Annotated in this window: 16 protein-coding genes, 1 other RNA gene and 5 pseudogenes; 5 read left to right on the forward strand and 17 right to left on the reverse strand. The window is 64.8% G+C overall.

Annotated elements, in window-relative coordinates:
* Nucleotides 1-88 precede the first annotated feature (88 nt).
* Nucleotides 89-1,054 (forward strand): 2-hydroxyacid dehydrogenase, encoded by a 966-nt coding sequence (locus ACVWW1_RS25265; RefSeq protein WP_456657811.1) that lies wholly within the window; start codon nucleotides 89-91, stop codon nucleotides 1,052-1,054.
* Between the two features lie 105 nt (nucleotides 1,055-1,159).
* Here the strand turns inward: ACVWW1_RS25265 and ACVWW1_RS25270 are convergent.
* The 4 genes and pseudogenes from ACVWW1_RS25270 to ACVWW1_RS25285 form a co-directional block, all read right to left on the reverse strand.
* Nucleotides 1,160-1,594 (reverse strand): annotated as a pseudogene (locus tag ACVWW1_RS25270) (SRPBCC domain-containing protein).
* Nucleotides 1,595-1,634: 40 nt separating this feature from the next.
* A pseudogene (locus ACVWW1_RS25275) lies at nucleotides 1,635-2,040 on the reverse strand (ArsR/SmtB family transcription factor).
* Nucleotides 2,041-2,139: 99 nt separating this feature from the next.
* On the reverse strand, nucleotides 2,140-2,790 hold the full coding sequence (locus ACVWW1_RS25280; RefSeq protein ID WP_456657812.1) for a dihydrofolate reductase family protein: 651 nt from the start codon (nucleotides 2,788-2,790) through the stop codon (nucleotides 2,140-2,142).
* 91 nt (nucleotides 2,791-2,881) lie between these two features.
* A complete protein-coding gene (locus tag ACVWW1_RS25285) occupies nucleotides 2,882-3,541 on the reverse strand; it encodes a TetR/AcrR family transcriptional regulator (protein ID WP_456657813.1) in 660 nt (219 codons plus the stop codon).
* A gap of 98 nt (nucleotides 3,542-3,639) precedes the next feature.
* Here ACVWW1_RS25285 and ACVWW1_RS25290 point away from each other — a divergent pair, with 98 nt between their 5' ends.
* Nucleotides 3,640-4,284 carry a glutathione binding-like protein gene (locus ACVWW1_RS25290; RefSeq protein ID WP_456657814.1) on the forward strand — a complete coding sequence of 215 codons (645 nt, stop codon included), beginning with the start codon at nucleotides 3,640-3,642 and terminating at the stop codon, nucleotides 4,282-4,284.
* A gap of 260 nt (nucleotides 4,285-4,544) precedes the next feature.
* Here ACVWW1_RS25290 and ACVWW1_RS25295 read toward each other — a convergent pair whose 3' ends face one another.
* The 7 genes from ACVWW1_RS25295 to ACVWW1_RS25325 form a co-directional block, all read right to left on the reverse strand.
* Complete coding sequence (locus tag ACVWW1_RS25295) at nucleotides 4,545-5,012, reverse strand: nuclear transport factor 2 family protein (RefSeq protein WP_456657815.1); 468 nt, start codon at nucleotides 5,010-5,012, stop codon at nucleotides 4,545-4,547.
* Between the two features lie 86 nt (nucleotides 5,013-5,098).
* Nucleotides 5,099-5,500, reverse strand: coding sequence for a tol-pal system-associated acyl-CoA thioesterase (gene ybgC, locus ACVWW1_RS25300; RefSeq protein WP_420831845.1), 402 nt, complete (start codon nucleotides 5,498-5,500; stop codon nucleotides 5,099-5,101).
* Between the two features lie 116 nt (nucleotides 5,501-5,616).
* A complete protein-coding gene (locus ACVWW1_RS25305) occupies nucleotides 5,617-6,534 on the reverse strand; it encodes a metallophosphoesterase (RefSeq protein WP_456657816.1) in 918 nt (305 codons plus the stop codon).
* Nucleotides 6,535-6,761: 227 nt separating this feature from the next.
* Nucleotides 6,762-7,811 carry a Holliday junction branch migration DNA helicase RuvB gene (gene ruvB / locus ACVWW1_RS25310; RefSeq protein ID WP_456657817.1) on the reverse strand — a complete coding sequence of 350 codons (1,050 nt, stop codon included), beginning with the start codon at nucleotides 7,809-7,811 and terminating at the stop codon, nucleotides 6,762-6,764.
* Complete coding sequence (gene ruvA / locus ACVWW1_RS25315) at nucleotides 7,808-8,425, reverse strand: Holliday junction branch migration protein RuvA (RefSeq protein WP_342724557.1); 618 nt, start codon at nucleotides 8,423-8,425, stop codon at nucleotides 7,808-7,810. The genes ruvB and ruvA overlap by 4 nt, the downstream gene beginning before the upstream one ends.
* Nucleotides 8,422-8,949 (reverse strand): crossover junction endodeoxyribonuclease RuvC, encoded by a 528-nt coding sequence (gene ruvC / locus ACVWW1_RS25320; RefSeq protein WP_456657818.1) that lies wholly within the window; start codon nucleotides 8,947-8,949, stop codon nucleotides 8,422-8,424. Before ruvC ends, ruvA begins: the two co-directional genes overlap by 4 nt.
* A 233-nt stretch (nucleotides 8,950-9,182) precedes the next feature.
* Nucleotides 9,183-9,929: a YebC/PmpR family DNA-binding transcriptional regulator gene (locus ACVWW1_RS25325; RefSeq protein ID WP_456657819.1), complete on the reverse strand. Its 747-nt coding sequence runs from the start codon at nucleotides 9,927-9,929 to the stop codon at nucleotides 9,183-9,185.
* A gap of 204 nt (nucleotides 9,930-10,133) precedes the next feature.
* On the opposite strand from ACVWW1_RS25325, the pseudogene ACVWW1_RS25330 reads away from it, so the two are divergent.
* Both ACVWW1_RS25330 and ACVWW1_RS25335 read left to right on the forward strand, forming a co-directional pair.
* Nucleotides 10,134-11,890: pseudogene (locus ACVWW1_RS25330) on the forward strand (methyl-accepting chemotaxis protein).
* A gap of 110 nt (nucleotides 11,891-12,000) precedes the next feature.
* Nucleotides 12,001-13,425, forward strand: coding sequence for a methyl-accepting chemotaxis protein (locus ACVWW1_RS25335; protein WP_456657820.1), 1,425 nt, complete (start codon nucleotides 12,001-12,003; stop codon nucleotides 13,423-13,425).
* A 413-nt stretch (nucleotides 13,426-13,838) separates the two neighbouring features.
* Here ACVWW1_RS25335 and ACVWW1_RS25340 read toward each other — a convergent pair whose 3' ends face one another.
* The 6 genes and pseudogenes from ACVWW1_RS25340 to ACVWW1_RS25365 all read right to left on the reverse strand — a co-directional run bounded on the left by ACVWW1_RS25340 (nucleotide 13,839) and on the right by ACVWW1_RS25365 (nucleotide 17,090).
* Nucleotides 13,839-14,363 (reverse strand): hypothetical protein, encoded by a 525-nt coding sequence (locus ACVWW1_RS25340; RefSeq protein ID WP_456657821.1) that lies wholly within the window; start codon nucleotides 14,361-14,363, stop codon nucleotides 13,839-13,841.
* Nucleotides 14,364-14,390: 27 nt separating this feature from the next.
* Nucleotides 14,391-15,217, reverse strand: a pseudogene (locus ACVWW1_RS25345) (TIGR00282 family metallophosphoesterase).
* Nucleotides 15,218-15,219: 2 nt separating this feature from the next.
* On the reverse strand, nucleotides 15,220-15,798 hold the full coding sequence (locus tag ACVWW1_RS25350) for a 5-formyltetrahydrofolate cyclo-ligase (RefSeq protein ID WP_456657822.1): 579 nt from the start codon (nucleotides 15,796-15,798) through the stop codon (nucleotides 15,220-15,222).
* A gap of 204 nt (nucleotides 15,799-16,002) precedes the next feature.
* Nucleotides 16,003-16,163: non-coding RNA, 6S RNA (gene ssrS, locus ACVWW1_RS25355), on the reverse strand.
* Between the two features lie 226 nt (nucleotides 16,164-16,389).
* Nucleotides 16,390-16,773 (reverse strand): cell division protein ZapA, encoded by a 384-nt coding sequence (locus tag ACVWW1_RS25360; protein ID WP_342724566.1) that lies wholly within the window; start codon nucleotides 16,771-16,773, stop codon nucleotides 16,390-16,392.
* The gene (locus ACVWW1_RS25365; protein ID WP_092123643.1) at nucleotides 16,770-17,090 is read right to left on the reverse strand and encodes a DUF4164 domain-containing protein; all 321 of its coding nucleotides are present in this window, start codon (nucleotides 17,088-17,090) and stop codon (nucleotides 16,770-16,772) included. Before ACVWW1_RS25365 ends, ACVWW1_RS25360 begins: the two co-directional genes overlap by 4 nt.
* 339 nt (nucleotides 17,091-17,429) lie before the next feature.
* Here ACVWW1_RS25365 and tkt point away from each other — a divergent pair.
* Nucleotides 17,430-19,413: pseudogene (gene tkt, locus ACVWW1_RS25370) on the forward strand (transketolase).
* Nucleotides 19,414-19,562: the final 149 nt, after the last annotated feature.

Below are 19,562 nucleotides of genomic sequence, written 5' to 3' on the forward strand. Positions count from 1 at the left end.
GAAGTTCTCCCCGGTTGATGGCAGGAGACTAGGGAGCGGGCCATGCCAGCTCTGTGATGTATATCACATTGAAATTGGAGATATCCGGATGGGTAAGGGCACACTGGCGCTGCTGATCAATGGCGGCTCGGAAAACTGGTCGTCGGCGCGCTGGAAGGCGCGGTTCGGCACCGTCTGCCCGGACCGCCGCGTGGTGCTGCTGCCGGACGGCGCGCTCGATCCCGCCGAGGTGCACTATGCCGCGGTGTGGAAGCCGAAGCCGGGCGAGCTCGCGGCCTTCAAGAACCTGCGCGTCATCTTCAACCTCGGCGCCGGCGTCGACGCGCTGATGGCCGACCGCTCGCTGCCCGACGTGCCGCTGGTGCGGGTAGCGGTCGGCGATCTCACCGACCGCATGACCGAATATGTCGTGCTGCATGTGTTGATGCATCACCGCCAGGAGCTCTATCTGCGGGAGTCGCAACGATTGAGGCGCTGGGCGCCGAAATATCAGTGGGCGGCGGGCGCGATCACGGTCGGTATCATGGGACTCGGGACGCTCGGCGCGGCCTCGGCGCACGCGCTGCGCGCGCTCGGCTTCCGCGTCGTCGGCTGGAGCCGCAGCGCGAAGCGGATCGACGGCATCGTCTGCCACCATGGCATTGAGGGACTGGACGCGTTCCTGCGCGAGACCAACATCCTGGTCTGCCTGCTGCCGCTGACGCCGGACACCCGCCACGTGCTGAACCGCGACGTGTTTGCGAAACTGAACCGTAACAGCCCGCTCGGCGCGCCCGTCATCATCAATGCCGGCCGCGGCGGTCTGCAGAATGAGGAAGACATCTTGCGCGCGCTCGACGACGGCACGCTGGGCGCCGCCTCGCTCGACGTCTACGAGACCGAGCCGCTGCCGCAAGACAGCCCGTTCTGGAGCCACCCGAAGGTGGTGCTGACGCCGCACAACGCCGCCGATACCGACGCCGACGAGATCTCGAAATATGTCGCGCAGCAGATTGCGCGCTTCGAGGCCAGCGGCGTGCTGGAGAACCTGGTCGACCGAGAGCGGGGATACTAAGGCCAACGGTAGCCCGGATGGAGCGAAGCAATCCATGCCTCCGCATGTGCGGCACGATGGATTGCTTCGTCGCGTTGCTCCTCGCAATGACGGCGCCGTGGCTGCTCACGCCATCTCGGCCACGACCTCCGCGAGCCGGTCGTAGGCGGGCTCGACGCCCTTGTCGATGCCGGAATTGAGATGGCCGTCACGCGCCTCCTTGGTCGGATGCTTGATCGTGGTGGTCAGCGTGGTCGTTCCGCGGTCCTCGACGAAGGTCGACGTCACCAGATATTCGTCGCTGGTGAAGCCCGGCATCGCAAAGGTTTCGCCGAATGCCAGCCGCTCCGGCCGCACCACTTCGCGATAGGTGCCGGTGAGGGTGTGCTCGACGCCTTAGTCGGACGACCGGAACACGAACCGATAGGCGCCGCCGACGCGCAGGTCGATCTCGCACACCGGCATCGTGAGCTGCTCGCAGCCGAGCCAACGCACGACGTATTCGGGCTTCGTCATGGCGTCGAACACGAAGCGCCGCGGCGCGTCGAACTGGCGCGTCATGGCGAACTCGAAATCCGACGGGGTCGTGATCCTCAGCGTCTTATCCACGCGTGCGTCCACGTTGCTTCTCCTTTTTTACTCTGACTCTACGGTTGCTGCGCGGCGGGGCCTTCGCGGCCTCCTCCGCCTTCATCTCCTCGAGCAGGCCGTCGAGGCGGTTGAAGCTCTCGTCCCAGAAGCGGCGGAAATTCCCGAGCCAGCCGTCGACCTGCTTGAACGAGGCAGGCGCAATGCGGCACGGCCGCCACTGCGCCTCGCGCCCGCGCGAGATCAACCCAGCATGCTCCAGCACCTTCAGGTGCTTTGAGATCGCCGGCAGGCTCATGTCGAACGGCTTTAGCCAGCTCCATCACCGAGGTCTCTCCGAGCGCGAGCCGCGCCAGGATCGCGCGCCGGGTCGGATCGGCCAGCGCCGCGAAGGTCGAACTGAGGGGATCGGGCGGCATGTACTTAGCTCATAAGTTAAATAACCTTTGGGTTAAGTACGACCAAACGGCGCCCGCGTCAACGGCCAATTTTTGGCCGCTGACGCAGGCGTGAACCGTTCAGGATGTCTTGCGCGCGAAGGTGACGTGCGTGGCGTTCGGGCTCGCGACATGCGCGACGACGCCATAGCCGAGGGTAGGAAGATCAAGGCCCGCGAACAGATTCTCGCCCGAGCCGAGCAGCACCGGCGACAGCGCCAATTGCAGCTCGTCGAGCAAACGCGCTTGCAGGAACTGGCGCACCAGCGAAACGCCGCCGCCGACCCTGATGTCCTTGCCCTGCGCAACATCACGCGCGCGCTCGAGCGCTTCGGCAATTCCTGATGTCACGAAGTGAAACGTCGTCCCGCCTTCCATCTCGATGTCGGGCCGCGCGTGATGGGTCAGCACGAACACCGGCGTGTGATACGGCGGATTGTCGCCCCACCAGCCTTTCCAGGCATCATCCGGCCACGGCCCGCGGATCGGGCCGAACATGTTGCGGCCCAAAATCCAGGCGCCGATATTTTCCATCGACTTGCGCGCGATCTCGTCATCGAGACCGGTGCTGCCGCCATCCTGGCCGAAGGTCTGGCGAAACGTCCGCGTCCCGAGGAACCAGGCAGGCAGCACCATGCCACCTTCGCCGAATGGATTTTCGAGGCTCTGCCGTGGCGCGGCGCCAAATCCGTCGATCGAGACCGAGAATGCTGAAGTCCTGACTTTTCCCATGATATTCCGCTTCCGTGAGTTGAGGGACCTTACGGAAGACGGGCGCGAAGAACATCGCCCGACATTTGATCGGTAAGAAATTTCGCCGCGGCTATTTGGCCGCGCACAGCACGTCGAGGGCGCCTTTCACGATCGCCTCGAGTTCCCCGCGCGGCACGCGGGCGCGGGCACGGATCGCGATGGTGTGGATGGTCGCTGAGGCGAGATGCGCCAGCGATGCCGGATCGGCGCCCTCAGGCAGTTCGCCGCGCTCCTTGGCATGGCGGAAGCAGACGCCGAACGCCTTGTCGAGCTCGGTCAGGCCCTCCACCACCATGGTGCGGATGCCCGGATCCGACACCGCCTCGGACGCGGCCGTCATCACCGTGAAGCAGCCGCGCGGGCCGGACTCGCCGGAGAGATAGATGTCGAGCGCGATCCGGTAGATGCGCTCCAGCCGCTCGCGCAGCGGCGCATCGGCATGGAAGATATCGACCATCGCCGCGCGCGCGTCATCGCGGTAGCGCTGGTAGCTCTTGATGTAGAGCTCGCGCTTGTCGCCGAACGCGCCATAGAGGCTCGGCCGGTTCATGCCGGTCGCAGCGCTGAGATCATCGAGCGAGGTCGCGGCGAAGCCGTCGCGGCGGAACAGATCGAGCGCCTTGCCGAGCGCGACCTCGGGCTCGTAGGCGCGCGGCCGCCCGCGCCGCTTCGGTGCGACAGGCGCCTCGATTTTGGCAGCAGATGGCGGCTTGTTAGTTTTTTGTACCATTTCGAATTTAATTCCTTGACCGCATCAATATTATCCAGGACAGTACAAAAATCAACAACGGCCGGGACATCCGCGCCAGACCGCCCCAAGGAGGCACCATGGACCTTTATTTCTCGCCGCTCGCCTGCTCGATGGCGACCCGCGTCGCGCTCTATGAAGCGGGCCAGCCGGCCAACTATCTCGAGGTCGATCCGAAGACCAAGCAGGTGCGCAACGACGGCTCTGACTTCAACAAGGTCAACCCGCTCGGGCTGGTGCCGACGCTGCGCACCGACGACGGCGTCGTACTGACCGAGAACGCGGCGATCCTGCAATATGTCGCCGACCAGTTCCCGCGGGCCGGCCTCGGCACCGCGTCGAACGCCGAGCGTTCAAAACTGCATCAATGGCTGTGCTTCATTGGTACCGAGCTACACAAGGGCCTATTCCTGCCGCTGCTCGACAAGAAGGCGCCGCCGGACGCCAAGACCTACGCGCTGGAGAAATACGTGTCGCGGCTCGACTATGTCGAGCATCACCTGAAAGGCCGCGAGTATTTGCTCGATCATTTCAGCGTCGCCGACGCCTATCTCGTCACGGTCATCAACTGGACCATGGCAACGCCGCCGATCGAACTGGCGAAATGGCCGGCGCTGAAGGCCTATTACGAGCGCCTGCGAACCCGGCCGTCTGTCGCGAAGGCGGTCGCGGAGGAGTTCGAGCTCTACAAGGCCGAGATCGCGCGGCACAAGGCGGCGGCATAAGGCGGTCTCTTACCATGCGTCGTCCCGGTCTTCGCCGGGACGACAACTAAAGCGCGATGAGATTAGGTTGAGCTGGAACGGCGTCGAAAGTTCACCTCTCCCTTGGGAGAGGTCGATTTGCGCAGCAAATCGGGTGAGGGGTTACGGTCTATCGAGAGAGCAGGAGCCCTCACCCGGATTGCTTCGCAATCCGACCTCTCCCCGGCGGGGAGAGGTGAACCGAAAACACGGCAGGCCGATTCAACCAAACTCATCCCGCCTTAGAACGGACTATCCCCCAACCCCGGAACATCGGCCGGACGCGGGCCCGGCGCGGGCCAGTGGAAGCGGCGGTCCTTCTCTGAGATCGCGATGTCGTTGATCGAGGCCTCGCGCCGGCGCATCAGGCCGTGCTCGTCGAACTCCCACTGCTCGTTGCCGTAGGAGCGAAACCAGTTGCCGCCGGCGTCGTGCCATTCGTACTGGAAGCGCACCGCAATGCGGTTGCCGTCGAACGCCCAGAGATCCTTGATCAGGCGATACTCCCGCTCCTTTTCCCATTTGCGGGTCAGGAAGGCCACGATCGCCTCGCGGCCCTGAAATATTTCGGCGCGATTGCGCCAGCGGCTGTCCTCGGTATAGGCGCCGGCAACCCGAACGGGGTCGCGCGAATTCCAGGCATCTTCCGCCATGCGCGCCTTCTGCGCGGCGGTCTCGCGGGTGAAAGGCGGCAGCGGTGGACGTGACATCGGCGATCCCTCGCGGTTGGTTTGTCACGCGCAAATCTATCGTCGCCGGATGAAGAATCGATAGGCCGATTCCTATCGCCCCATAGCTAGGCCATATCGGCCTTCATCAGCGCACGGATGGACTTCGGAATCGGCTGTGCCCTGCCCTGACTGACGAAGGCAACGCGCACCTGCGCCTTCACAAGCACGTCATCGCCGCGCCTGACCTCCTGGGCGAGCATGATGGAGGCGCCCTTCACCGCGATCGGCCAGGTCACGACGTCGAGCATGTCGTCCATCCGCGCGGGCTTGAGGAAGTCCAGCGTCATCGAGCGCACGACAAAGGCGAAGCCGCCGGTCTCCTCCTGCGCCTCCTCGAACAGCGCGTTCTGTTCGGCGCCCATCAATCGGAGATGATTGGTGCGGCCGCGCTCCATGAAGCGCAGGTAATTGGCGTGGTAAACGATGCCGGAAAAATCGGTGTCTTCGTAATAGACACGGACCTGCATATGGTGTCGGCCATCGCGGATCGCACCGTCAATATGGGGTAAGGTCAATTGCGGCCCCTCGATCGCTCTCGGAAAGACAATCGTGTTACGCAAATTGCGCGATCACGCAAGCACGATCAGGACACCACCGGCCCCTTTGCGCCGAGCGTGACCTGCACGATCTCGGGTGGCACGCCGAGGCGGAACGGCATGATGCTGCAGCCGAGGCCGCCGGAGACGACGACGTCGCATTTCAGCTTGATGTGGCCATAGGCGAGCCGCATGCCGTGCTTCATCGGCACCGCGGGCGACCATCCGAGCAGCCGGATCTGGCCGCCATGGGTGTGGCCGGACAGCTGTAGCGCGACGCGCGAGGGCACGCGGAGCGCGACGTCGGGCTCATGCGCGAGCAGGATCACCGGCGCATCGTCGGTGACTTTTGCAAGCGTCGCGTTGAGATCGTCAACCCCGATGCGCCTGATCTCGCGATAGCGCCGCGCCGGCAGATAGGCGAGCTGATCGCCAAGACCGGCGAGCCAGAACGGACGGCCGTCCTTGACGAGCCGCACCGCGTCGTTCTCGTAGACAGGGATGCCGGCGCGCTCCAGCGCACGGCGCGCAACCGGGGTGCCCTGCCCCAGGCGCTGCACAGCCTTGTCTTCCCAGTAATCGTGATTGCCGAGCACGGCATGCACGCCGAGCGGCGCCTTCAGGTCCTTGAGCACCGCGGCCCATTCGGAGGCCGGAATGAAGCGGGTGACGTGGCGCAGCCCCGCCACATAGTCGCCGAGCAGCACGATGATGTCCGGGTTCAGCGCGTTGGTCCGCTCGACGATCTCGGCGATGCGATCGAGCGACATCCATGGATCGCAGGCGTGAATGTCGGCGATCGCGGCGATCTTGAGCGGAAAGTCCGAAGGCCATTGCCGCGGCGACAGATCGTAGCGCGTCAGCCTGAGCCGGACGACCGGCTCGCTCAGGCCGTAGGCCCCGGTCGAGGCGGTGGCGGCGGTCATTCCGCCGAACCCGCGAAGAAAGTGACGACGTGAAATCATGGACGTTTGATCGGTGATGCCTGATCCATGATAGGCCCTTGGATTGGAGCGAAATTGGGCCGCGTTTGTGCAGACAACCTGCAGAGACGTCGCAATGGTTGGTGCGCAAGGTTACCGTGAGGCGTGACGCGCCGCATCAACACGCCTTTTCACGTCTTCGGGAGCGAGGCATTTTGTTTGAGCATGATCTTCACCGGAAAACCGCTTCGCACTTTTCCGGATCATGCTTAGTCGTCGTCGCCATTGCCGCCGAACAGGCCGAATTGCGAGGGATCGCGGTTCGGCTCGGCGAGGCCGAGATGGCGAAAGGCATGCGAGGTCAGCAGTCTTCCGCGCGGGGTACGCTGCAGATAGCCGCACTGGATCAGATAGGGCTCGATGATGTCCTCGATCGCATCGCGCGGCTCCGACAGCGCCGCCGCCATGGTCTCGACGCCGACCGGACCGCCGCCATAGTTCAAGGCGATGGTACTGAGATAGCGCCGGTCCATCGCATCGAGCCCGGCGCTATCGACCTCGAGCGCACTCAGCGCCCGGTCGGCGATGCCGCGATCGATGGAATCGGCATCCGCCGCGGAGGCAAAGTCGCGCACGCGGCGCAGCAGGCGGCCGGCGATGCGCGGCGTGCCGCGGGCGCGGCGGGCGATCTCGTTGGCGCCATCGGGGCTCATGCCGATGTTGAGCACGCGGGCGCCGCGGGTGACGATCTTCTCCAGCTCTTCCACGGTGTAGAAATTGAGCCGGACCGGAATGCCGAAGCGGTCGCGCAGCGGGTTGGTGAGCAGGCCCGCGCGCGTCGTCGCGCCGACCAGCGTGAATTTCGACAGCTCGATCTTCACCGACCGCGCCGCAGGGCCCTCGCCGATGATCAAATCGAGCTGGAAATCCTCCATCGCGGGATAGAGCACTTCCTCGACCGCCGGGCTCAGGCGATGGATCTCGTCGATGAACAGCACGTCGCGCTCTTCGAGGTTGGTGAGCAGCGCCGCGAGGTCGCCGGCCTTCGCGATTACAGGACCGGAGGTGGCGCGAAAGCCGACACCGAGCTCGCGCGCGACGATCTGCGCCAGCGTGGTCTTGCCGAGGCCGGGGGGACCGACGAACAGCACGTGATCGAGCGCCTCGCCCCGCTTCTTGGCCGCCTCGATGAAGATCGAGAGATTCTTGCGCGCCTGCGCCTGGCCGACGAACTCCGTCAGCGACTGCGGGCGCATCGCGGTGTCGCCGACATCGTCGGAGCGGCGCTCGGGGGTGACGATGCGGGAGGGCGTGTTCACTTCGACAATTCCTTCAGGCCCAGCCGGATCAACTGCGCGGTCTCGGCCTTCTCACCGGCGCTGCGGGAGGCGGCGGCGATAGCGGCGGCGGCCTGCGGCTGGCCGTAGCCGAGATTGACCAGCGCGGAGATCGCGTCGGTGACCGGGCGCGGCGCACGGTTGTTGTCGATCGCGCCCGACAGCTGCACCACCGCGGGATCGACATCGGCAAAGCCGGGCGCCTTGTCCTTCAATTCGCTGACGATGCGCTCGGCCACTTTGGGTCCGACCCCCGGCGTGCGCGCCACCGCCGCCTTGTCGCGCAGCGCGATGGCATTGGCGAGATCTGTCGGCGGCAACGTGCCGAGCACCGCGAGCGCGACCTTGGCGCCGACGCCCTGCACGGTCTGCAACAGGCGAAACCACTCGCGCTCAAGATCGCTGCGGAAGCCGAACAGCTTGATCTGGTCCTCGCGGACATAGGTCTCGATCGAAAGCACGGCCGCGCCGCCCGGCTGTGGCAGCGCCTGCAGCGTGCGGCTGGCGCAATGTACCTGATAGCCGACGCCGCCGACGTCGAGGATCACGTAATCCTCGCCATAGGAATCGATCAGGCCCTTGAGCTTGCCGATCATAGGCTCGCCACCCTGAGCCGCAGCGCGGTGCTCTGGCGGTGATGGGCGTGGGTGATCGCAACCGCGAGCGCGTCGGCGGCGTCGGCGGATGGCGGCTCGGCTTTCGGCAACAGGATCTTAAGCATCACCTGGATCTGGTTCTTCTCGGCATGTCCGGCGCCGACCACGGTCTTCTTGACCTGGTTCGGCGCGTATTCGGCCACCGAGATACCGAACATTGCGGGCGCCAGCATGGCGACGCCACGCGCCTGGCCGAGCTTCAGCGTGGCAACGCCGTCCTTGTTGACGAAGGTCTGCTCGACCGCAGCCTCCGCCGGCCTGTAGTCGCCGAGCACGGCGGCAAGCCCCTCATGGATCGCGAGCAGCCGGCTCGCCAGCGGCAGATCGTCCGGCGGCTCGACCGAACCGCAGCCGATATAGACCAGACGGTTGCCCTCGGTCTCGATCACGCCCCAGCCGGTGCGGCGGAGACCCGGATCGATACCGATGATGCGGACGGGAGAGCGAATCGGCTGCGATGTCATGGGCTAGTGATACCGCCTGCGCGGGGAGAACGAAACACAAACGGAGGTCCGTCCCCTGCCGCGGTCGTTGTGCTCGGCCTCGCTCGTCATCCCATCCCTGCTTGTCATCCCCGGCAAAAGCGGGGGTATCCAGTACGCTGCGGCCTCGCGGATCAAACGACGGTCTCTGGAATACTGGATCGCCCGAAGCAAACCGGGCGATGACAGCGGAGTTCGGGGCGATGAACGGGCGCTTACCCGCCCATCTTCGCGAGCAGCGCGTCGGACACCTCGAAATTGGCGTACACGTTCTGCACGTCGTCGTGCTCGTTGAGGAGGTCCATCAGCTTCAGCAGCTTTTCGCCGGTCTCGTCGTCGACCGAGACCGTGTTCTGCGGCTTCCAGGTCAGCGCCGCCTTGCGCGGCTCGCCAAACTTCGCTTCCAGCGCCTTTGCAACTTCGCGGAAGGTCTCCTGCGAGGCGTAGACCTCGTGACCGGCTTCGCTCGAGACCACGTCGTCGGCGCCGGCCTCGATCGCGGCGTCCAGCATCGCATCGTCGGAGGCGACCTTGGCGTCGTATTCGATGATGCCGGTGCGATCGAACATGAAGGCGACCGAGCCGGTTTCGCCGAGATTGCCGCCCGACTTGGTAAAGAACGAGCGGATGTCGGAAGCGGCGCGGTTGCGGTTGTCGGTCAGCGCCTCGACGATCACGGCGACGCCGCCGGGGCCATAGCCCTCGTAGCGGATCTCGTCATAGTTCTCTCCCTCACTGCCCAGGGCCTTCTTGATGGCGCGGTCGATATTGTCCTTGGGCATGTTCTCGGCCCGCGCTGCGACCACGGCGGCGCGCAGCCGCGGGTTCATCGCCGGGTCCGGGGTGCCGAGCTTGGCCGCCACGGTGATTTCGCGGGCCAGCTTGCCGAAAAGCTTCGACTTCTGGGCATCCTGCCGGCCCTTGCGGTGCATGATGTTCTTGAATTGGGAATGGCCGGCCAATGCGACGTCTCTTCGAGCGTAGGGTCTGAACAGGGGTGGAAAACGCGGCCTTATAGGCCCCTGGCGGTCAAAATCAAAGGTCGGCAGGGGCCGTCCGGCCCGAGAATACTACCGCAAGCCGGAATATGAGGCACTTGTTAACCATGACTTCATGCCCGGATGCGAGGATCGCCCCGTCCCGCCGCAACTTTCCAAGAGCCCCCCATGGCGTTCGGTTTGTTTCGAAAGCAAGAGCCGGAGCCGGCTGCGTCGGCTGCCGCGCAAGTTCCGACCGCGGCTGAAGCCTCGACCGAGACTGATTCGGCCAAGGATTCGTCAAAGGAAATCCTGGAGCTGCTGGAACTCGAGCTCGGCGCGATGATCCGCCAGCTCGAGCGCGCCACGGGCTCGGTGGCCGACGGCGCCGAGGCGACGGCAGCCAAGCTCGCGACCATCCGCGCCCGCACCGACGCCTTAACCGGCCGCAGCAGCGATGCGCAGAGCACCGCGACGACGTTTTCAGAGGCCGCCGACCGGTTCACCCATTCCGCCGAAGGCATCGGCGCGCAAGTGCGCAGCGCCAGCCAGCTCGCCGACGACGCCGCGGCCGCAGCGCGCGAGGCCACCGCCAATGTCGATCGCTTGCGCGAATCCTCGGCCGCGATCGGCAATGTCGTCAATCTGATCGCGCAGATCGCGCGGCAGACCACGCTGCTGGCGCTCAACTCGACGATCGAGGCAGCGCGCGCCGGCGCCGCCGGCAAGGGTTTTGCGGTGGTCGCCACCGAGGTCAAGGCGCTGGCGGTGCAGACCCAGAGCGCGACCGAAGAGATCACGCGGAAGATCGAGGCGCTGCAGAAGGACGCCACCGGATCGGCGGACGCCGTCCACCGCATCTCGCAGGCGATCGAAAAGATCCGACCGGTGTTCGAGAACGTCAACGGCGCGGTCGCCGAGCAGAACCAGATCACCGGCGAGATGGGCCAGAACGCCGCCTCCGCATCCCGCTTCATCGTCTCGGTGTCGGCACCAGCGCCGACGAGATCGACTCGGCAACCCGCGAAGCGGCCGCACACGGCGACAATGTCGCCAAGGCCGGCAAGGCGGTGACCGCCTTCGCCCAGAAGCTGAAGGCGCGCTGTGCAGTGCTGCTGCGCCAGGACGAGCGCGGCGATCCGCGCAAGAACCAGCGCCTGCCCTGCAGCCTCACGATCGAGATCACGACCGCGCGCGGCATCGTCACCGCGCCGGTCTACGAGATCGCGATGGACGGCATCCTGATCGGCGGGCCGGATGCCGAGAGGCTGCCGACCCATGAGACGCTGACCGCGACCTTGCAGGACGTCGGCGCCTGCCGGATCAGGATCGGCGACCGCTCCAAGGCAGGCAGCCAGGCGCGCTTCGAGGCGGCAACCGCAGCGCTGCGCGAGAAGATCGAAGACCGGATGTGGGCGATTCACGAGGAGAACGCCGAACTCGTCACCCGCGCGATGGAAGCGGGTCGCACGCTGAGCAAGATCTTCGAGGACGGACTGGCAAGCGGCGCGATCACGATCGCCGACATGTTCGACACCGATTATGTCGAGATATCAGGCACCAACCCGGTGCAGTATCGCACCAAAATGCTGGATTGGGCGGATCGCTCGCTGCCCGCTCTGCTCGAGGCGTTCCTCGCCAAGGACAAGCGCCTGGCATTCTGCGCGACGGTCGACCGGAACGGCTACCTGCCGGTCCATAACAATATCTACTCGCAGCCGCAGCGGCCGGGCGACGTGGCCTACAATACCGCCAATTGCCGCAATCGTCGTATCTTCAACGATACCGCGGGCCTCGCCGCCGCGCAAAACCAGCGCGCCTATTTGGTTCAAAGCTATGCGCGCGACATGGGCAATGGCACCACGGTGATGATGCGCGAGATCGACGTGCCGATCCACGTCCGCGGCCGGCACTGGGGCGCCTTCCGCACCGCCTACAAGCTTTGACCAAGCGCGAGTGCACGCTCAGGCAAGACCGGCGGAGCGAATCACGCTTTAGACTGGAATGGGGAATGCTGCGGCGGCGCGACGGGCTGCTGTAACGGAGGAAACGCGACATGTCGGCGGCGCAGCTTGCAGTGCTGGATACGTCATCGAACCGGACACTGGCCGAACGGCTGGTCGACCAGCTCGCCGACCGCATCGGCGGCCTCGGGGTCGAGCTTGCCGACATCGCCGGCAACGTCCAGGAGGTCGCGAACCGCGTCACCAACCAGTCGGAGCGGTTCCATCATTTGCAGGAGACCGCCGAGATCATGGTCTCGGCGAATCATGACATCGCCAATGCATCGCAGGCGGTGCAAACGACCGCAGCCGCCGCGGTTGGCCAGATCGCGGAATCACGCAACGTCGTCGAGACGGCGGTCAGCCACATCGCAGAGCTCGTCGCGGCGGTCGGACGGATCGAGGCGCGGCTCGCCGCGGTCGGCTCCGCGCTGAGCCAGGTCGCCAAGGTCTCCGGTTCGATCGAGGCGATCGCCAAGCAGACCAACCTGCTGGCGCTCAACGCCACGATCGAGGCCGCGCGCGCCGGCAATGCCGGTCGCGGCTTTGCCGTGGTCGCAAGCGAGGTGAAGAACCTTGCCGAGGCAACGCGCCAGGCGACGCATCAGATTTCCGATACCGTGCGCGATCTCGACGGTCAGATCGGCAGCCTGATCGGCGAGAGCAGCGACGCCTCGCTGCGCGCCAAAAGCGCCGGGGAAGGCGCCCGGCAGATCTCCGGCATCATCATGCGCGTGCAGGAGGGCTTTTCATCGGTCGGCGCCGAGATCGGCAGCGTGGCGCGCGCCGCGACCTCCAATCTCGGTCATTGCGACACCGTGATCGCGGAGCTGAATGAGCTCGCCAAGGGCGTCGATCTCTCCTCGCGCGACCTCAAGCACGCCGACGGCCGCGTGGCTAAGCTGCTCGAGCTGTCCGAGAGCCTGATCGTGACCATCGCCGACAGCGGCGTCGAGACGAGCGATGCGCCGCTGATCCGCGTCGTGATCGACACCGCAAAACTGATCTCGGAGCTGTTCGAGCATGCGATCGCGCGCGGCGAGATCACGCTCGCGCAGTTGATGGACGAGAATTATCGCGAGATCGCGGGCACCAATCCGAAGCAATATCTGACCGACTATGTCAGCTTCACCGACCGCGTGCTGCCTGCGATCCAGGATCCGATCCAGAAGACCGATCCGCGCATCGTGTTCTGCGTCGCCTGGGCGCGGAGCGGCTATCTGCCGACCCACAATCCGAATTACCGGCTGCCGCAGGGACCGGACCCGGTGTGGAACAACGCCAATTGCCGCAACCGCCGGCTGTTCAACGACCGCGCGGTGAGCAAGGTCGCGGCCAATACCAAGCCGTTCCTGCTGCAGACCTATCGCCGCGACATGGGCGGCGGCAAATTCGTGCTGATGAAGGACGTGTCGTCGCCGATCTTCGTGAACGGCCGCCACTGGGGCGCGTTCCGGATGGGCTTCCGGCAGGGCTAGGCCAGCCCTGGCCGGGATGGGGGGGCACTGCCAAAAAATGGAAAACAACCCCATGCAAAGTAAGCCGGCGGCTCTCGGCGCTCGACGCTGCACTTGACACGTCGGGCAACTCAGAAGTATTTTTCCATTATTCCGAAATAGTGCAACACTCCTCGTCCCGGGCAGTCGTGAAATCCGCGGCCCCATCCCCGTCATCGCGAGGAGCTACAGCGACGAAGCAATCCATGCCGCCGCCTGTGGTAAGATGGATTGCTTCGCTTCGCTCGCAATGATGAAAAAATCTGCAGCTAGCGAGCACTGAAACTCACTTCACTCAGAACCCCGGCACTGCGGGCTCGAGCCGTCCGCCGGCCGAAATCAAAGGTCAGCGAGCTATCCGTCTCAGCCCTTCTTGATCCTCGGTAGCCTTCGAATTAGGGCGCCAACCACCACTGATTTGGATCTCGCAGGGCGTCCAACACGTAGTATCGGTTTTCCTTAGAATGTTCTGCAAAATGATCCCGGTTCTCCCACGCCGTCTTCCATTCAGCAGACGACGTAAGGGGCGTGAAGGTCAGATCATCATTTTGTCGATAGACACGCCATATCGGCAATTCTGATGCGACCCCACTGTCGAGAAACGCGGCAACGAAGCCAGGATGCCAACTTGTGTCCATTCCTATTGATGCGAGCGGCCCACTTTCGCTTATCGACACCATTCCCCATGGTCTTTGAGGACCGTGGCCTTCATTGCAATAGGCCAACGCCAAATCCCAGCTGCGGTCCTCGAATGTTGTCCAGCACGGATATTGCTGCGCGGACGAGCCATAGTCCCAGTCCCTCATGACAACATGCGGTTCGACTAAACGCTGTCTGATGAAGGCCACGGTGGCCTCATGATCAATTGTTGCAAGCTCGGTCTCGATAAGTCCCTTCAGCCACTCCGCCGAGACACTCATATCGTGATCATCAATCCGCAATATAATTCAGGTCCAGAACCCCGGCACCGCGGGCTCGAGTCGCGCCCGCCGGCGCGCACCGGCGCGACCTTCACCGCAAGCCCGGTCGCATCGTCGGTCTCGATCGCGACGCCGCTCAGCGTCGCAACGCCTCCGGCCGGCTCGAAACGTCCGGAGGGAATGCCGGTGAGGAAACGCTGCAGCGGCTCCTCCTTCTGCATGCCGATCACCGAATCATAGTCGCCGGTCATGCCGGCATCGCTCATATAGGCGGTGCCGCCGGGCAGCACCTGATGGTCGGCGGTCGGCACATGGGTGTGGGTCCCGACCACGAGGCTGACGCGGCCGTCGCAGAAGAAACCGACGCCCTGCTTCTCGCTGGTGGCCTCGGCATGAAAATCGACCACGATGGCGTCGGCGCCCTCGCGCAACGGGCAGGCCTCGAGCTCGCGCTCGATCGCGCTGAACGGATCGTTCGAGGACGGCTCCATGAAGACGCGGCCGATCGCGTTGATGATCAGCGCGCGCTTGCCGCTCTTGGTGTCGACCAGCGTGGCGCCGCGGCCGGGCGAATGGCGCGGGAAGTTCAGCGGCCGGATCAGGCGCGGCGCACGCTCGATGAAGACCAGCGCCTCCTTCTGATTCCAGGCGTGGTTGCCGAGCGTGATCGCATCGGCGCCGGCATCGAGCAGCTCCTGATAGATCGCCTCGGTGATGCCGAAGCCGCCGGCGGCGTTCTCGCCATTGACGACGACGAGATCGAGCGACCAGTCCCTGATCATGCCGGGAAGATGGTCTGATATGGCGGTGCGGCCGGTCCTGCCGACGACGTCACCAACGAACAGAATACGCAAGGCTAGCTACTCCGGAAATCGAACGTCTTGCGCTCCGTTAGCACATAATCGAGCGGAACGTCGTGCGACAGCGCCGGTATAGCCTTGGTTTCCTGTGCGGCAAATGCGATCCCGACCCCGATCACATGCTTGGCCTTGCGCAGGTGCGCAAAGGTATAGTCGTAATAGCCGGCGCCGTAGCCGATGCGGTGGCCGAGCTTATCGAATGCCGCGAGCGGCACCAGCATGACGTCGGGATGCACCTCGGCGGCGGCCGGCGACGGCTCGGGAATGCCGAGCGGCCCGAGCATCAGACGGTCCTGCGGCGACCAGCTGCGGAAGGTCAGCGACTGGCCGCGCGCATTGATGCAGGGCAGCGCAAGCCGCGCACCCTTTTCGGCTAGCTTCTTCATCAGCGGCACCGGATCGAGTTCGCTGCGGATCGGCGCATAGCCCGAGACGATCATGCCTTGCGTGATCTCGAACGGCGCGCCGCGCTTGGCGAGCGCTTCGGCAGCGGCCGCGCGCTGCTCGTCGCTCAGCGCGTCGCGCTTGGCGAGAGCAAGTGCCCGAAGCTCGGCCTTCGATGGAGATGCGTGCATGATCCATCTTCCGCTGTCATCGTCCGCAAAACGCGAACGAGCCGGCACTCAGAAACGCTAGCATTCGTTTGACCAGGCCGCGGCGCACTGGACACCCCGCGAGGACCCTGCCAGCGGGCGAGCCGATGACGAGACCCATTGCGGGGAAACTGCATCACAATCGAACCGCCGCAGCGCGACGACAAGGCAACAGCAAAAATTCAGTGCGAAGCCGCAGAGGCCGTTGGAGCGCTCGATCCCGGAGTTCCCTACGAAAGTAGGTGGGCACCATATGTCCGGGTCCACGGACCCGGCCAGGGACAGTTCCCTAAAGGATCGATAAGGCCCCGGGGATATATGGCTCCTGACGCACGACGCAGCTTCGCGAGGGCTAATCTAGCTATCGTTGATCCAATCCGCCAGCGGTAAGGAAGACGCCGTCCAAGCTCTCGTATGATCTTCCTCACCCTGCGCAGGGGCGCGCTGCCAAAACATCGAAAACAACCCCATGCAAAGGAGCCGGCGGCTTGCCGGCATTCGACACGGCAACTTGACATGTCGTGGCCGCAGCCATCTGCGATGGCCTGCCCACAAGAGCAAGGTGAAGCAAGATCACCCGATCGCGATGCCGCCGCCGATGGTGCGGTTGAGCACCTGCGTGGTGCGCTCGATCCGCTCGGCGGCGGCGTTGAGCGCATTGGAGACCGCGGTCTGGGTCGCACGGGCGCGGTCGGTGGCGGCGACGCGGGCATTGCGCAGCTGCTCGACCTCTTCCTCGAGGCTGCGGATCCGTGCGCCCGCATCGACCAGCTCGTCACAGGCGGTGAGCGCCGCCATCACGGTGAGCCGCGCATCGCCGATCTCGCCGAACTTGCCGCGCAGCGATTCGACGCGCTGCTGGAGATTTTCCGCGAGCTTCAGGAGCCGCACCTCCTGGCCCTCCTCGCAGGCCATCCGGTATTGCCGGCCATTGATGGTGACGTTGATGTGGCTCATCTGCCCTCTCCGCCCTCGAGCACGGCGCGAATGGTGCCGATCGCCGCGTCGAGCTTTTCCGCGATGTCGCGATTGACGCGCTCGAGCTTGCGCGTCTTCACCAGCGATCCGTCGAGCTCGTCGGCAAGCCGGGAGCGATCGGCGCCGAGCGCCTGGATCCGGCTTGCCAATTCGTTTTCGTCGCGGTCGGCCTCGCGGCGCCGCTCCACCGAGCTCTCCAGCGCATCGAGCGCTGCCATCAGCCGCCTTGTCGCAGCATCGATATCGGCGAGCGGTGCCTCGGTATTGCCAGAGCCGTTGGCGAGACGATCACTCATGACACGCGGTGTGGACCCTTCAAATCGGCTAGCTGGGGTAGCCCCCGGTGGAAACAGGCCTGCCGCACGGCAAAACTGGCGGTTCGGCAAGCGGTTAGCGGACGAAATTTACGTGGCAAGCGAGCCGAGCGCAACGGCGGCGCCAAACTATGCACCGTTCAATGAAATTGGGCCATTTTGAGCAACTTTTCCCCGTTTTGGGGCGTTTCATCGCCTTGGACTTGCGGAATTGAGGTGCTAATCCACCCTCCAACCCGTAAGGCCATCCACGCGCGTATCGCGGCTGCCCGCCCCGATCCGTCCAGCAATCAGCTCCTCATTTCAGGCGGACTTTTCATCATGACGCAGGTCGATCACACCCGTATGGCCAATGCGATCCGTGGCCTTGCCATGGACGCCGTCGAGAAGGCGAATTCCGGCCATCCCGGCCTGCCGATGGGCGCTGCCGACATCGCGACCGTCCTGTTCACCAAATTTCTGAAATTCGATGCGGCCGACACGGCATGGCCCGATCGCGACCGCTTCGTGCTCTCGGCCGGCCACGGCTCGATGCTGCTCTATGCCTTGCTGTACCTCACCGGCAACAAGGACATGACGCTCGACCAGCTCAAGCATTTCCGCCAGCTCGGATCGCTGACGCCGGGACACCCGGAGAATTTCCACACCAAGGGCATCGAGACCACCACCGGCCCGCTCGGCCAGGGCATTGCGACCGCGGTCGGCATGGCGCTCGCCGAGAAGATGCTCGCTGCGGAGTTCGGCAAGAAGATCGTCAACCATCATACCTATGTGCTCGCCTCCGACGGCGACCTGATGGAAGGCATCTCGCAGGAAGCAATCGCGCTGGCCGGTCACTGGCGCCTCAACAAGATGATCGTGCTGTACGACGACAACGGCATCTCGATCGACGGTCCGACCTCGATCTCCGATTCCGTCGACCAGGTGAAGCGCTTCAAGTCCGCGGGCTGGGCCGCCGAATTGATCGACGGCCATGATCCGCAGGCGATTGCCGCTGCGATCACCCGCGCTCAGAAATCCAGCAAGCCTTCGATGATCGCGTGCAAGACCACGATCGGCTTCGGCGCGCCGACCAGGGCCGGCACCGCCAAGGCGCATGGCGAGGCGCTCGGCGCCGCTGAGCTCAAGGGTGCCAAGGAGAAGCTCGGCATTTCGCTCGAGCCGTTCTCGGTGCCCGACGACGTGCTGAAGGCCTGGCGTGAGGCGGGTGCCCGCGGCGCCGCCGAGCACAAGGCCTGGGACGAGCAGTTCGCGCAGCTCGGCAACCGCAAGCGCGCCGAGTTCGAGCGCCGCCTGCGTCACGAGCGGCCGCAGTCGCTCGCCAAGGGGCTGCGCGCCTTCAAGAAGGGCCTGTTGGAAAATCCGCTCAACGTCGCCACCCGCAAATCGTCGGAAGCCGCGATCGAAGTGATCGCCGCCGCAATGCCGATGGAATTCGTGGCCGGCTCCGCCGACCTCACCGGCTCCAACAACAACAAGGCGAAGTCGGCGACAGCGTTTGCCGCCAAGACGCCGAAGGGCCGCTTCATCCATTACGGCATCCGCGAGCACGGCATGGCGGCGTGCCTCAACGGCATTTTCCTGCATGGCGGCTTCGCGCCGAACGGCGCCACCTTCCTGGTGTTCACCGACTATGCGCGCGGCGCGATGCGACTGTCGGCGCTGATGGGCACCGGCGTGGTCTATGTGATGACCCATGATTCGATCGGTCTTGGCGAGGACGGCCCGACGCACCAGCCGGTCGAGCACCTTTCCGCGTTGCGCGCGATGCCCAACATGCGCGTGTTCCGTCCCTGCGACGCGGTCGAGACCGCCGAGTGGCTGGGAACTCGCGCTCAACCGGATCGACGGGCCGACCGTACTGGCGCTGACCCGCCAGAACCTGCCGCAGCTCCGCACCACGGCGCCGAACGACAACCCGTGCAGCCACGGCGCCTACGAGCTGGTCGCGGCGCAGGGTGACGCAAAAGTGTCATTGTTCGCCTCCGGTTCCGAGGTCCAGATCGCGGTCGAGGCGCAGAAGCAGCTCGCCGGGCGCGGCATCGCGACGCGGGTCGTCTCGGTCCCGTCGCTGGAATTGCTGCTGGCGCAGCCCGCCGAGCGGCAAAATGCCGTCATCGGCAACGCTCCGGTCAAGATCGCGATCGAGGCTGCGGTGCGCTGGGGCTGGGATGCCGTGATCGGCCGCGATGGCGAATTCGTCGGCATGCACGGTTTCGGCGCCAGCGCCCCGGCGAAGGACCTTTTCCCGCATTTCGGCATTACTGCGGAGGCCGTCGTTAACGCTGCCCTGAAGCGCGTCTGACGCTGGCCTGACACCCACACCGGTCGAAGGTTGAGCTTGCCGCGAAAAAGGATTACCAAAGCTCCATCTTTTCCGCTCGCGTCCGGCTGAACCGGGCGTTCCGCCGTAAAACCCTCGTGGGACACCTCCCGCGGGGCCGGCAGTAGCTT

It is taken from the genome of Bradyrhizobium sp. JR3.5 (genome assembly GCF_054057015.1).